The organism is Chitinophaga sp. S165 (assembly GCF_003182155.1).
In the GTDB taxonomy this organism is placed as follows: domain Bacteria; phylum Bacteroidota; class Bacteroidia; order Chitinophagales; family Chitinophagaceae; genus Chitinophaga.
The window spans coordinates 2,004,582-2,017,824 of record NZ_QGTG01000001.1 but is presented as its reverse complement, the minus strand read 5'-3'; the positions used below and the strand labels follow the sequence as shown (position 1 = coordinate 2,017,824).

The 13,243-nt window shown below is 44.8% G+C and carries 12 protein-coding genes; 11 read left to right on the top strand and 1 reads right to left on the bottom strand.

Features of this window, described 5'->3' with window-relative positions; all coding sequences use genetic code 11:
• Positions 1–52 precede the first annotated feature (52 nt).
• Complete coding sequence (locus C7475_RS07315; protein WP_110052641.1) at positions 53–634, bottom strand: DUF922 domain-containing protein; 582 nt, start codon at positions 632–634, stop codon at positions 53–55.
• 115 nt (positions 635–749) lie between these two features.
• Between C7475_RS07315 and C7475_RS07310 the strand changes: the two genes are divergently transcribed.
• From C7475_RS07310 to C7475_RS07260, 11 genes are all read left to right on the top strand, one after another.
• Entirely contained in the window at positions 750–1,778 is a 1,029-nt protein-coding gene (locus C7475_RS07310) for a sensor histidine kinase (RefSeq protein ID WP_110052640.1), read from the top strand.
• Complete coding sequence (locus C7475_RS07305) at positions 1,775–2,476, top strand: LytTR family DNA-binding domain-containing protein (protein WP_110052639.1); 702 nt, start codon at positions 1,775–1,777, stop codon at positions 2,474–2,476. Before C7475_RS07310 ends, C7475_RS07305 begins: the two co-directional genes overlap by 4 nt.
• Positions 2,477–2,608: 132 nt before the next feature.
• Positions 2,609–2,854, top strand: a complete 246-nt coding sequence (locus tag C7475_RS07300) for a hypothetical protein (protein WP_110052638.1) — start codon at positions 2,609–2,611, stop codon at positions 2,852–2,854.
• Positions 2,855–2,938: 84 nt separating this feature from the next.
• Positions 2,939–3,292 carry a Bor family protein gene (locus C7475_RS07295; RefSeq protein WP_146217502.1) on the top strand — a complete coding sequence of 118 codons (354 nt, stop codon included), beginning with the start codon at positions 2,939–2,941 and terminating at the stop codon, positions 3,290–3,292.
• Between the two features lie 35 nt (positions 3,293–3,327).
• A complete protein-coding gene (locus C7475_RS07290) occupies positions 3,328–4,839 on the top strand; it encodes an FAD-binding protein (protein WP_110052636.1) in 1,512 nt (503 codons plus the stop codon).
• A 319-nt stretch (positions 4,840–5,158) separates the two neighbouring features.
• Entirely contained in the window at positions 5,159–5,953 is a 795-nt protein-coding gene (locus C7475_RS07285) for an ABC transporter permease (RefSeq protein ID WP_110052635.1), read from the top strand.
• Positions 5,954–5,956: 3 nt separating this feature from the next.
• Positions 5,957–6,730 carry an ABC transporter ATP-binding protein gene (locus C7475_RS07280; protein WP_233259781.1) on the top strand — a complete coding sequence of 258 codons (774 nt, stop codon included), beginning with the start codon at positions 5,957–5,959 and terminating at the stop codon, positions 6,728–6,730.
• Between the two features lie 3 nt (positions 6,731–6,733).
• Positions 6,734–7,750, top strand: a complete 1,017-nt coding sequence (locus tag C7475_RS07275; RefSeq protein WP_110052634.1) for an MlaD family protein — start codon at positions 6,734–6,736, stop codon at positions 7,748–7,750.
• A gap of 312 nt (positions 7,751–8,062) precedes the next feature.
• The gene (locus tag C7475_RS07270) at positions 8,063–8,605 is read left to right on the top strand and encodes a sigma-70 family RNA polymerase sigma factor (RefSeq protein WP_110052633.1); all 543 of its coding nucleotides are present in this window, start codon (positions 8,063–8,065) and stop codon (positions 8,603–8,605) included.
• Positions 8,606–8,684: 79 nt separating this feature from the next.
• Positions 8,685–9,686: a FecR family protein gene (locus C7475_RS07265; protein WP_110052632.1), complete on the top strand. Its 1,002-nt coding sequence runs from the start codon at positions 8,685–8,687 to the stop codon at positions 9,684–9,686.
• Positions 9,687–9,808: 122 nt separating this feature from the next.
• Positions 9,809–13,237 carry a SusC/RagA family TonB-linked outer membrane protein gene (locus tag C7475_RS07260; protein WP_233259780.1) on the top strand — a complete coding sequence of 1,143 codons (3,429 nt, stop codon included), beginning with the start codon at positions 9,809–9,811 and terminating at the stop codon, positions 13,235–13,237.
• The last annotated feature ends 6 nt before the right edge of the window (positions 13,238–13,243 follow it).

Below are 13,243 nucleotides of genomic sequence, written 5' to 3'. Positions count from 1 at the left end.
TAATATGCCTTGCTTTAATGTTAAACAAGGTTAATAAAATATGCAAGGATTGTCAGCGTGTATAGGCAGAGAGTGCAGCCAGCTCCTTTTCGATGTTTTGTGCCCAGCGTTGTTGGAGAGCTGGTTCCAGTCCGTGATGTGTTTCCTCATCATATGCCCACTGCCTTTCTTTGTAGGCTTTGTATACTTCCAGGAAAATATCTGTAGCTACCTTGTTAGCGTTGTGTAAGCTAAGTTGCGTATTGGCCAGCTGTTTTCTTAATGTTCTTGCATATACTTCGCATAGGTCGAAGTGCAATTGTTCATGTGCCAGTAAAGCGGGTGTTTTTCGTTCAGCCCTCACACTGCTTTGATGGCGTATGAATTCGTTTGTTACTACTACGGTAACGTTAGATGCATTACTGGTGTCAACTCGTATACCGAACCGGCAGGATGATCTGGCTGCCACGTTTGATTCCAGGTGACGATCAGGCTTCCCCTTAAAGTCTTCCCATGTAAGTTTGCGGTCAGGGCTCCACTCAAGTATATAGGTAGTGTCCCGGTAAGAACGGTTGTTGCTGAGTCTCGCCTGATCAAGTTTGGGAGAGCAGGCGTAGAGGGAAAAAGCAAAGAGTATATAAAGCAGGTGCTTCATTGTATATTGGATGATGATGAGACGAATATAAGGTTATGTGATCTACACATATTCCCGTCTTGTCTATACCCGCTGTTAAATAGCTGTTAAATTGGCTATTTTTGTATGATAGATCATGAAGATACTGTACAATAAATATGCCCTTACAGAGGGAGGGATCCATGCCCTGATATGGGGCGTGCTACTGCTCCTGCCTTACCTGGTGTCTACTCCCGCCAGTAATTACCGGATAGGGCCTTTTCCCGGTTTGTTCTTTACCATATCCGTATTGATACATATGTCTATTTTTTATAGTAACGCTTTTCTTTTCTATCCGGGCTTGATGAACAGGAAGTGGTGGTGGTTATACGTTCCCGTAGCCGTTCTGCTACTGTTTGTATCGTTCCGGTTGAAATACTACGTTCTGGCTTTCTGGTTCCCTGATGTATTGAAAGATGTTACTGCATATAAGTTTGTTTTTGGCCCATCTGTAGGAATCTTCGTTGTCAGTATCATTTATCGAAGGGTGGCAGATAAAGTTATGTTAGAAAAAACAAAGGAAAAAAGACGAACTGAACAGCTTTCTACAGAGCTGAAGTTCCTTCGGTCACAGATCAGTCCTCACTTCCTGTTTAACGTGCTGACAAACCTGGTCTCTCTGGCAAGGAAGAAATCGGATAAGCTGGAATCTTCCCTCATCATGCTGTCTGACCTGATGCGTTATATGCTGTATGATACACAGGGAAAAAAGGTGTCCTTAATAAAGGAAGTAGAATATCTGAAGAGTTATATCGAATTACAGAAGCTGCGCTTTGGCAGTGAAGTGATGGTCAGCAGCGTAACGGAGATAGAAGAAGATGGAGAGGGCCTTACCTTAGAACCTATGCTGCTGATACCCTTTGTTGAAAATGCTTTCAAACATGGTGTGAATTATCTCTTACAACCACAAATAGATATTCATCTGCAGGTAAAGAAGGGACAGCTGGTCTTTAATGTAAAAAACAGGTTTGACGACGAGAATGCTACAGCTAAAGATGAGAACTCGGGTATAGGGTTGGCCAATGTCAGGTCGCGTCTGGAATTGTTGTATAAAGGCAAATATTCCCTGATGGTCAAGAGCGAAAAGAACCTCTTTCATATTACCTTAACTTTGGTCCTTACATGATGCGCTGTATTGTCATAGACGATGAACTGCTGGTGCGGGAACTGCTGGAAGATAATATCCGGCAGATACCATTTTTACAGCTTATAAAGACCTGTAAGAATGCAATGGAAGCGATGGAGGTAATGCAGCACGAACAGGTGGACCTGATCTTCCTGGACATCCAGATGCCCCGGCTGAACGGGTTACAGTTCTTACGGTCATTGCCACAGCCTCCGATGGTCATACTGGTGACTGCCTATGAGCAATACGCTATGGAAGGCTTCGAATTGCAGGTAGCGGATTACCTTTTGAAGCCCTTCAGTTTTGAGCGGTTCCTGAGAGCGTGCAACCATGCATATGAATTATTCCGCTTACAACACAAGGCTGCTGATGTGCCTAAAGACTTCTTTGTGTATGTAGAATATGTACAAGTGAAAATTGTCGTGGCAGATATCGAATATATTGAGGGTTTGAGAGACTATATCAAAATCTATCTGTCATCGTCAACCAAACCCGTTCTTACGCGTATGACCATTAAGGCGATAGAAGAGAAGCTGCCACCTCCTGCATTCATACGGACACATAAGTCTTTCCTCGTGGCAGCCAGGAAGATCACTGCCGTTAAGCGGGACCTTGTTATGATCGGCAACAAGGAAATACCTGTGAGCGAATTCTACAAAGAGAATGTGACCCGGATGCTTAATTTATCCAAAGACTGATCAAGCTAATTCCCATCTTGTCGTAACACTTTCCCCTCTTATCTACTCTGTCCTTAAAAAGCCTGCATGTACCTGTAGTTTTGTTTGCAGATGCCTGGAATAATTAATCATCACAAATAAAATTATCAACTTATGGGACTTGCATTCATCATTATTATCCGTATTCTGTTCGTCGCCAGTATGGTGTTTATTATCGGTTACATCTTCGGAGGTTTTTCAAAGAAACCCGCACTGGCTACGATGAGCAAAGTGGCCGCCATAATGGTCATCGTATTGTTCATAGCAACAAACGTGTTTTTAATGCGTTTTGCATTCGGTCGAGGTAACGGGTGTTTCCGTGACCATCAGCAGCAACAGATAGAACGATACGGCAGATAGATGCCACTGTGTAACAGTAGAAAAAAGGAAATCCTTAAGAAAAGGGTTTCCTTTTTTATTCCTATTTTAGTAGAAAATATTGCTATGCGTTGCCCCAAATTCCACAACATTACCATAGCTGCTATACTGATAGCTATGGTATTCTGCGCAAGTAGCTGTTACTCTTACCGCGTTGCTACTCATGCGCTTCCTTCAACCGGTGTTACTCCCTTGAACAAAGTCAGGACCTACAGTCTTTTCTGGGGCCTGCTTAACAAACCTCAGATGATCCATACACCTGTATGCGATTCACTGGGTGTGAATGGAGTAGCAGAGGTCCTTGTTAAGAACAACTTCGGAAATGCGCTGCTGACTGTTTGTACGCTGGGGATCTATTGTCCGCTGACGTTGGAATGGAAATGCGCAGCTCCCTGTCAGCCTCAGACAGATCCTTTGTAAGTTGTTATATTCTTTCACCCCAACATTCATCCGCTATGAAAATTATTAAAAACGGTGCTTTTACATGGAGCAATGAACATGGCACGTTTACACAGCCGGTAAAGGACCTGTATGATCTTGCAAATGAAACTACAGGCAGGGCATTGGATATCTACAACGATACGACCAAAGGGATACAGGAGATCATCAGGGAAGCGATGCAAACGAAGACCTCACTGCGGGCGCTGGGCGGCAGCTGGTCATTTAGCCCTATTGCTGCCACCAATGGCATCATTCTGAATACAAAGCCATTGAATATCCGTTTTCCGGTGTCAGCAGGCAGTGTATCACCAAAGTATCCCCGCGATCCGAAATATCTGTGTATGGCACAGTGTGGCAATCGGGTATGGGAGCTAAGCAAACACTTGCATGGCCTGGGAATGTCCCTTTCTGCAACAGGAGCCAGCAACGGTCAGACCATTGCCGGAGCGATTGCTACAGGGACCCATGGCGCAGCACTGGACTTTGGCGCTATTCAGGAAAGTGTGGTAGCATTGCACCTCATCACCGGCCCTGATACACAGCTGTGGATTGAGCGGCAGTCCTATCCCGTAATGTCGGATACCTTTCCTGATAAACTAGGCGCTACATTATTGCGGGACGACGAAATATTTAATGCGGCATTAGTGAACATAGGCGCACTTGGATTTGTGCATGGAGCACTCATAGAGGCGGAAGATGATTTCCTGCTGGAGTCTTACCAGCGCCGCGCGCCATATGATGACGCCATGATCAGGCAGATGGGTGAACTGGATTTCAGCAATCCACACTTGCCTTATCCGGGCGTAAGGCCGTTTCATATGCAGATCCTCATTAACCCTTATGATATGAAGAACGGGGTTTTCATGACCACAATGTACAAGCATCCTTACCGGAGTGACTACACAGCGCCAGGTCCTAATTCAGCCGGTATTGGCCCCGGTGATGACGCCCCATGTTATATAGGCAAGCTGGCTGGCGTGGTACCAGGTCTGGTACCTCTAATGGTCAACAAGGTATTGACAGCAAGCCTGAACATGCATGAGAAACAATTCGGGAGGCTGAGTGAGATCTTTAATAATACAAAACTACGGGGCAAACTGGCCAGCGCAGCTATCGGGCTGCCCTTGTCTTCCGTGAAGCGCGTGGTAGAGGTATTGATGGAAATGAACGAATCGGCAGGGCCATTTGTGGGCTTATTCGCTTTCCGTTTTGTGAAATCTTCTCCTGCTACGATGGCTTTCACCCGTTTTGCACCTGTTACATGTGTGCTGGAGTTGGATGGCATTCTCACACCGGAAACACTTGGGTTTTACGATGCGGTCTGGAATAAACTGGAGCAGGAAAATATATCTTTCACTTTTCACTGGGGTAAAATGAGCACCATTGCTCCCGAACGTTTGCGCCGGATGTATGGGAACAGTCTTGATAAGTTCCTGATAGCCAGGTCCAGGATCATAGAACCTGCCGTAGCAAATATCTTCAGCAACGATATCATGAAACAATGGGGCATTGACCAATTGGCCTGATGCGAAGTGTGTCATTGTTGCTGATTGTCAATAAGATAAAACGGCTTCTGAGCCGTAGTCAAAGTTGCACAAAACGGTTTTTATTGTGCAACTTTGACTACAGGTTACACCATTTCTCCTGTCTTAAAAGGACATCTGTATTTAAATTTTTATTATTAAATAGTTATATATGCAATCCCATTGCAGATAAGTCCGTATCTTGGAATTTTACCTGGAATTGCTGACAAGTGCATGGCCTCGTTTAACAAATGAGAACCAAAATTGTAGTTAGTAAATAACTGTCAGGCTACTTATATTAGCAATTCCTTAAAAACTGCGAATGGACTCAAATATCGAACAACCGGAGAAACCAGTCATATCAAAAGGCATTGATGGCTTTTTCAAAGACATTTATAATATTTTCTCATTCATAGCCAGGATCTTCGCAGAGGCCTTTAAGCGCCCAATAGAAGTACGTGAAGTGATCCGTCAGTGTTTTCAGGTGGGATATAAATCCCTTGCCCTCATTACAATGACGGGATTCATTACAGGTCTTGTATTTACCAAACAGTCCAGACCTTCCCTTTCAGAATTTGGTGCTACTTCCTGGCTACCTTCGCTGATCGCAATTGCTGTGATCAGGGCATTGGCCCCGTTGGTAACAGCCCTGATCTGTGCCGGTAAAGTGGGGTCCGGTATCGGTGCTGAGCTGGCGTCGATGAGGGTAACAGAACAGATAGATGCGATGGAGGTTTCTGCGATCAATCCGTTTAAATTCCTGGTAGTGACCAGGGTAATGGCAACCACTATCTCTATTCCCATCCTGGTGGCTTATACAGGTCTTGTGGGACTGCTGGGTTCATTCCTCGATATCCACCTCAATGAGCAGACTTCATTTATCAGCTTTTTTCAGGAAGCGTTTAAAAATATTTACTTTCTCGATTTCATCACCACGGGTATCAAAGCTGTGGTATTTGGCTTTACAATTGGAGTAGTAAGTTGTTATCAGGGGTATCATGCTACCCAGGGTACGCAAGGGGTTGGTAAGGCTGCCAACATCTCTGTGGTGATATCCATGTTCCTGATCTTCCTCGAAGAGGTATTTATTGTTCAAATAGCCAACTCTATCCGTTAAAATATGAAGTCATTTACTCCGGAAATAAATATGAACGAAAAGGTGATTGACATCCATAACTTGTATAAGTCATTTGGAAGTAATCACGTGCTGCGTGGTATTGATATCGATGTGCACAAGGGAGAGAATGTAGTAGTGCTGGGACGTTCAGGAACCGGAAAATCTGTATTGATCAAGATCATAGCGGGTTTACTGAAACCTGATTCCGGTTCTGTGAATGTGCTGGGGCAGGAAGTAGATAAGCTTGATAATGTGGCCTTGCGTGAATTGCGCCTCAAGGTAGGATTCTGCTTTCAGAACGGTGCATTGTATGATAGTATGACGGTAGGTGAGAACCTGGCCTTCCCACTTAAAAGGAATACGCCTAATATCACACATGCCCAGGTGAAGAGAATGGTTACTGTCGTGCTGGAGGCCGTTGGCCTGGCAAAGACAGTTGACCAGATGCCTTCTGAGCTGTCGGGCGGACAGCGTAAGCGTATAGGCATTGCCCGCACACTGATCCTCCGTCCTGACATTATGTTATATGATGAACCGACAGCAGGACTGGACCCTATCACCTGTACCGAGATCAATAACCTGATCAACGAGGTACAGCGTCGTTTTCACACCAGTTCAATTATCATTACACATGATCTTACCTGCGCTAAAGATACCGGCGATAAGATCGTGGTAATGAAAGAAGGGAAATTTGTAAAGCGGGGTACTTTTGACGAGGTATTCACTACGCAGGATGACCTTATCAAAGAATTTTATGATTATAATTTTATACAGTAAGATATGAAAGAATCAAGCAACAGACGCTCCGTTATCGTAGGCATTTTTATAACCATAGGTTTGCTGATCGTTATCGTTGGCGTACTTACACTTGGCGGACAAAAGAAGGCATTTGTAAAGGCGGTGCGTGTAACCGCTGTCTTTAATGATATCGGCGGTGTACAAACAGGCAACAGCGTATGGTATTCGGGCGTAAAAGTGGGAAACGTAAAGAAGATCACTTTCCTTGAACATAATAAGATAGAAGTGGTACTGAACATTGAAGAGAGTTCAGCCAAATTCATACATAAGGATGTACTTGCAAAAGTCGGTTCTGATGGTCTTGTAGGGAATAAGATCATTGCACTGGCTGGCGGTTCCGACAATGTACCAGGTATCCAGGACGGAGACCAGCTCAAAGTAGCTGTGAATATCAGCCCTGACGAGATCATGACCACCCTGCAGGAAAACAACAAACAGTTACTGGCCATCACCGGCAACCTGAAGGTACTCAGTAAGAGAATGGTGGATGGAGAAGGTTCACTGGGCAAGCTGGTGACAGATGAAACGCTGTATAATAACCTGGCATTGACCGTTACTTCCCTGGAGAAGTCTGCCAGCAATACAGAACGACTCACCCGCGGACTGGCCGACTATGCTGCCAGCCTGCGTAAAGAAGGATCGCTTACGAACGATCTGATAACCGATACAACGGTATTCAGCAATCTCCGCTCTGCTGTCGCTCAGATGAAAGATGTAGCGGGCAATGCAAATGAAGTGGTATCCAACCTGAAAAGCACTACACAAGGGCTGAATGAAAGCCTGAACGGAGCTAATTCACCTGTAGGTGTATTACTGAATGATCCACAATCAGGGGAAGATCTGAAAGCGGCGTTGAAAAACCTGAATCTCAGTACGGGTAAGCTGAACGAAGACCTTGAGGCAGCGCAACACAATTTCCTGTTGAGAGGGTTCTTTAAGAAAAAGGCCAAACGTGAAGAAAAGGCCAGAAAGGACAGTATAAAAAATGCTCAGAAATAAATTCGAACGCCTCGCTGATTAGCGGGGCTTTTTTTTTACTAGTATAAACAGCCGCAAACTCATTTGCAAAATCCCGCGGGCTTAATAGGCATAAAAATATGCCTTAAAGTTAACAATGACTTAATGTAAACTTAACATTGCGCATCTATTTTAGCGCCCTGAAAACTAATCCCGTGCATTAGTGTATCTGTTATGATTGTCAATGTATTGAATAGCTATCATGCCGACAGAAGGGTCTTGTGTTTCAATAGTCTTAACATTGCCTTTACAAAGGCGGTTTAATTTTGTCTGTAAATACCTGGTTAAATAAAGATGCGATCCAATAATATAAATAGTACTTCCTATGACCCTGAGATATACTTCGACAGGTTATTTAAGAGTACCTATCCTAATACGGTCGCATACCTGGAAAAGATCAGCAACAATAAAGAACTTGCCCGCGACCTTGCACAGGAAGCTTACCTGAAGGTTTGGCAGAAACTGGAACTGCTGCCTGAAAGGGAGGAAGAAATGTTGCGATATATATTGATAATATCGAGGAATTGTTTCCTTGATCACCTGAAACTGGTCCTGAAAGAAAAGAAGCAGCAGGATGCATATGCCACCGTCTATATTGAGACAAGTGCTGTTATCAATCATATGGAAGTAAAAGAACAACAGCAGATCATCGACCATACTATTAATACCCAGGAAGAAGCCGCCCGTCGTTTCTATCTGCTGAACAGGGAAGAAGGGCTTACCTATAAAGAGATCGCATTACAGGAAGGCGTCTCCGAAAAAACTGTAGAACGCTACATCGGCAGAGTGCTTCGTACCCTCCGCACCCGCCTTGCCACCTTACTTTTCCTTTGGTAACAATTCCTTAACCTTACAGCCTGACGGCAACAACCTTGTTTTGTGGTTCTCTTAATAAACACTAAACAAAGTCAGTTAAATGGACTTACAGGACATCCGGAAAAAATTAGAAGATTTCAGATCAGGTAAATTGACTTCCGCTGAAAAAGAGGAGTTACACAATGCATTGTCTGCTCTTACGGAAGAGGAGCATGCGGCGTTATTCCCTGTGGAAGACTATTTACAGAAAGGAAATTTTCAATTGCCGGAAGAGGAAATTGATGCAGCACTGACCCGTTTGAAACAAACTGCAAACCCTGGCGGAAGAGTATTATTCCTGGCCCGGTGGAGAGCAGTAAGTAAATATGCCGCTATTCTTGTTCTCGTAGTAGGCAGCACTTTGGTGTTAAAGAAGAGTACCGGTCTTTGGAGTAAAAAGAACAGGGAGTCCGCTAAGCGTTTCCATACGATGAAAGTGCCTGACGGCAAACACAGTACGGTAACATTAAAAGATGGTACCCGCATCATCATAAATGGCGGAAGTGAATTGCTCTATCCTGAAAATTTTGAAGGAGCGGAACGTGTGGTATATCTCAAAGATGGAGAAGCCTATTTTGATATAGCAAAAGATGCCGGACATCCGTTCATAGTAAGAACACCGCAGGTAAGAGTACGCGTATTAGGTACTTCATTCTCAATAAGGGATTACAGGGACGAAAAGCATGCGTCCGTATCAGTGAACAGTGGCAAGATCGCATTGGAAAATTTGCTGACAATAAGCCCATGGCTTGAAATGACGTCCGGTAATGGTTCAGTAATTAATAAATATAAAGGGACAATCACCAGGCAGGAGATAGATACAGCCGCCACAACAGCCTGGATAAGGGGAGAATTTGCCTTCCAGGACGCTGATCTACAGCAGGTATTACAGGTGCTGAAACATAAATATGCAGTACGCTTTGAAGTCAAAGATCCGACATTGCTGAAGCATAGGTTTACCGCTACTTTCAGAAACAACAGTATTCAGAATATCATGCAGCAACTGAAGCTGATGGCCAATATCGACTATACTATTACAGACAACCTAATATTAATACAGTAAAAGATTACCCTGTTGTAACGGGGTGCAAAATTCGGTACAAAAGCTAAATTTTTAAATGAATGGACAAAAGTACAAATAGGCGGGGTGGCCCGCTAGGGAATTGCTGTCCGCAACTGAAAGGTATGATCAGATCTGCGGGGCTCTTAGTACTGTTATTTCTTACGGCATTCGTGTCATCTGTCAACGCACAATCTAATGAACCAAAGCTGGACATTGCAATACAGAACCAGCCACTTAAAAATGTGTTCCGGTTTATTCAGAAGAATACATCCTTCCTCGTTAATCACAGCGAAGATGAAGTGAACAGCAATGTAGAGGTGTCAGTGAATATGAAAGCAGCTACTGTTACTGAAATTCTGAGAGCTGCGCTTCGCACAACTGATTATCAGTTTGTACGCAACGGCAACACCTTTGTGATCATGCGCAAACAGGCGGACATCGTGATCCACGGTAAAGTGACAGACGAAAAAGGGGAGTCGCTGATCGGTGTATTTGTACGCCCGAAAAGTGGTGGAAGAGGTTCTATCACTAATAACGATGGACAGTACACTATTTCTGTGCCTGGTGTTGGTACTACCCTGGTATTTTCCTTCATGGGATATACCAGCCGCTCTATATCTGTAACTGAAACACAGTCACTGAATGTGCAGATGGCGCTTGATGCAAAATCCCTGAATGAAGTAGTAGTGACCACTGCGCTTGGTATCAAACGTGATGAAAAGGCACTGGGTTATGCTACGACCGTAATAAAGAATGAACAGCTGACGGATGCTATCTCCGGCAACTGGACAGACGCGCTGTCTGGTAAAGTAGCTGGTCTTAATATGGTAAGGTCCAATGCTGGCCCTACCGGTTCCAACAAGATCATCCTGCGTGGAGAAAGCAATCTGAGTGGTGATAATGAAGCACTGATAGTAGTGGATGGTGTGGTGATCAACCAGAGCAGTGGCCGCCGTAGTGCGGTAACGGGCGAGTCTTCCTATGGCACAGGTAGTGATAATATGCCTGCCGATTATGGTAGTGGTCTGAATGATATCAACCCTGAAGATATTGAGTCTATTACGATCTTAAAAGGCCCCGGCGCAGCAGCATTGTATGGAGGCCGTGGCGCCAATGGTGCATTGATCATTACAACCAAAGCAGGTAGCAATAAGAGAAAAGGACTGGGTGTTACTTTTAACTCTAATGCATCTATGGAATCTGTGAACCGTTGGCCGGACCTTCAATATGAATATGGACAGGGCCTGGACGGGTCCAATTATTATTCCTATGGCGCTTCTGACGGTAAGGCAAGTACCAGTGGTACGAGTTCTGCTTATGGTCCGCGTTTCGATGGACAAATGTTCTACCAGTACGATCCGGTAACGCAGGCACAGGGTAAGGAAAAAACGCCCTGGGTTGCATATCCAGATCAGATGAAACGATTTTTTGAGACGGGAAAGACCCTGACGAATTCCATCAGCCTTGATGGGGGTACTGATAAGACCACTGCCCGTTTCTCTTTTACTAATGTCGATAACGACTGGATCGTGCCTAATACTGGCTACAAACGTAACACGGTGGCCATGTCTGTTAACTCAAAAGTAAATGACAAACTGCAGATATCTTCCAAGGTAAACTATACCAACAAATGGAGTGATAACCTGCCAGGTTCCGGTTATGGAAACCAGTCGCTGATGTACTGGTACATTTTCTGGCAGCCGAATGCAAATCTGGATTGGCTTAGAAACTACTGGGCAAATGGTCAGGAAAATAAAGCCATCAAATATCCTTTCAGTTCCTTCCCGGAAAACCCATACGCGGTTTCTTATGAATTCCTGAACGGAACTAACCGTCATGGCATCACAGGTAACGTACAGGCGACTTACAATATAACCAAAGAGCTGAGTTTCCAGGTAAGGACCTCAGTTGACTTTGCGTATGAGCAGCGTTCACAGAAACGTCCGTACGACGCCGGTGCAAAACTGCCAAGAGGTAGCTATCGTACACAAAGCATTTTTGCTATGGAAGCGAGTAGTGACTTCCTGCTGAAATATTCAAAGAGGGTCTCAAAAGACTTCGACTTCTCCGTAACCGCGGGTGGAAGTACGTTGAAGAATACCTACAACAAAGATGAAGTGCGTGCAGACTCCCTGACTTTCCCTGGTGTTTATACTATGGCGAATGCAGCAGGTCCGCTGGTAACCATCCCTCAGAGAAGCAGGTATAATATCAACAGCTTCTACGGATTGCTGGCGATGAGCTATAAAGAGTATGTATTCCTCGACCTCACAGGACGTCAGGACTGGACCAGTACACTGGCTACACCCAGCCGTACCGCCAATGCCGGCTTCTTTTATCCATCTGCTAACCTGAGCTTCGTTCTTTCAGAAGCATTTAAGATGCCGAAGGCCGTAAATTTTGCAAAAGTGAGATTTTCTGCATCCGGTGTAGGTAGTGGAGGTACGACTGCTTACCTCACTGCATACAGCTATTTATCAGCCGGCAGTCTGTATAGCGGTGGATTGGAAAACCCTACGCTATTGGCTAATCCTAACCTGAGACCACTCAGAACTACATCTTATGAAGCAGGTGCCAGCGCTAAATTCCTTAACAACCGTGCAGGTTTTGACCTGGCCGTATACAGAGGACGAAGCAAGGACCAGCACCTGAAGCGTATTGTTGACCGTGCTGCAGGTTACAGCACTATCCTCATAAACGCAGGCGAGGTAAGCAACACTGGTATTGAACTGGCATTAAACGGAACGCCTATATCAACAAAGAGCGGTTTCAAATGGAACACGAATATCGTTTTCTCATCAAACCGTAATAAGATCGAAAGACTGGTAGATAGCTCCCTGGTACTGTATACAGGGCCTGTAGGCGGTGGCCAGCTGGTAGCACAGACAGGAGGAAGTATGGGCGACCTGTATGGAAGAGGTTACAAACGTGCTCCCGACGGGCAGATTATCTATGACAACAAAACAGGTGTTGCATTGCTCACAGAAGGCGTAAAATACCTGGGTAACACCATCCCTAAATGGAAGCTGGGTTTCAGCAATGACTTCTACTTCAAACAATTCCATCTGAACCTGTTGTTCGATGCACAGTATGGTGGGGTAGCACATTCCCTGACACACTATAAACTTGCAGAACAGGGTAAGACGACCAATACATTACCAGGCCGCTATAGTGGCATCATAGGTAACGGTGTAGTCGATGATGGTAATGGTAAGTTCAGAAAGAACGACGTGATCGCTACTGATATTGACGAATACTACCGCTCTCACTTTGGTACAGACAACGCAGAAGGCAGCACCTTCCGTACTGACTTTGTGAAATTCAGGGAAGCACGTCTTGACTATACACTGAATCCTAAGTTCGCTAAACGCATCGGTTTCCAGCGTGCAACATTGGGTGTTTACGGCCGTAACCTGTTTATCTGGACCGACTGGCCAATATTCGATCCTGAATTCGGTACACTGAATGGTTCCGACATCGTGCAGGGTTTTGAAATAGGGCAGTTCCCTTCCACCCGTACAATTGGCTTTAACCTGGTGCTCGCACTCTAATTCTAG

Bases quoted from the DNA above. Each gene is read 5' to 3' on its own strand.
- C7475_RS07295 (WP_146217502.1), top strand. From the start codon at position 2,939: ATGCGTTGCCCCAAATTCCACAACATTACCATAGCTGCTATACTGATA.
- C7475_RS07305 (WP_110052639.1), top strand. From the start codon at position 1,775: ATGATGCGCTGTATTGTCATAGACGATGAACTGCTGGTGCGGGAACTG.
- C7475_RS07285 (WP_110052635.1), top strand. From the start codon at position 5,159: ATGGACTCAAATATCGAACAACCGGAGAAACCAGTCATATCAAAAGGC.
- C7475_RS07280 (WP_233259781.1), top strand. From the start codon at position 5,957: ATGAAGTCATTTACTCCGGAAATAAATATGAACGAAAAGGTGATTGAC.
- C7475_RS07300 (WP_110052638.1), top strand. From the start codon at position 2,609: ATGGGACTTGCATTCATCATTATTATCCGTATTCTGTTCGTCGCCAGT.
- C7475_RS07275 (WP_110052634.1), top strand. From the start codon at position 6,734: ATGAAAGAATCAAGCAACAGACGCTCCGTTATCGTAGGCATTTTTATA.
- C7475_RS07315 (WP_110052641.1), bottom strand. From the start codon at position 634: ATGAAGCACCTGCTTTATATACTCTTTGCTTTTTCCCTCTACGCCTGC.
- C7475_RS07265 (WP_110052632.1), top strand. From the start codon at position 8,685: ATGGACTTACAGGACATCCGGAAAAAATTAGAAGATTTCAGATCAGGT.
- C7475_RS07270 (WP_110052633.1), top strand. From the start codon at position 8,063: ATGCGATCCAATAATATAAATAGTACTTCCTATGACCCTGAGATATAC.
- C7475_RS07290 (WP_110052636.1), top strand. From the start codon at position 3,328: ATGAAAATTATTAAAAACGGTGCTTTTACATGGAGCAATGAACATGGC.
- C7475_RS07310 (WP_110052640.1), top strand. From the start codon at position 750: ATGAAGATACTGTACAATAAATATGCCCTTACAGAGGGAGGGATCCAT.
- C7475_RS07260 (WP_233259780.1), top strand. From the start codon at position 9,809: ATGATCAGATCTGCGGGGCTCTTAGTACTGTTATTTCTTACGGCATTC.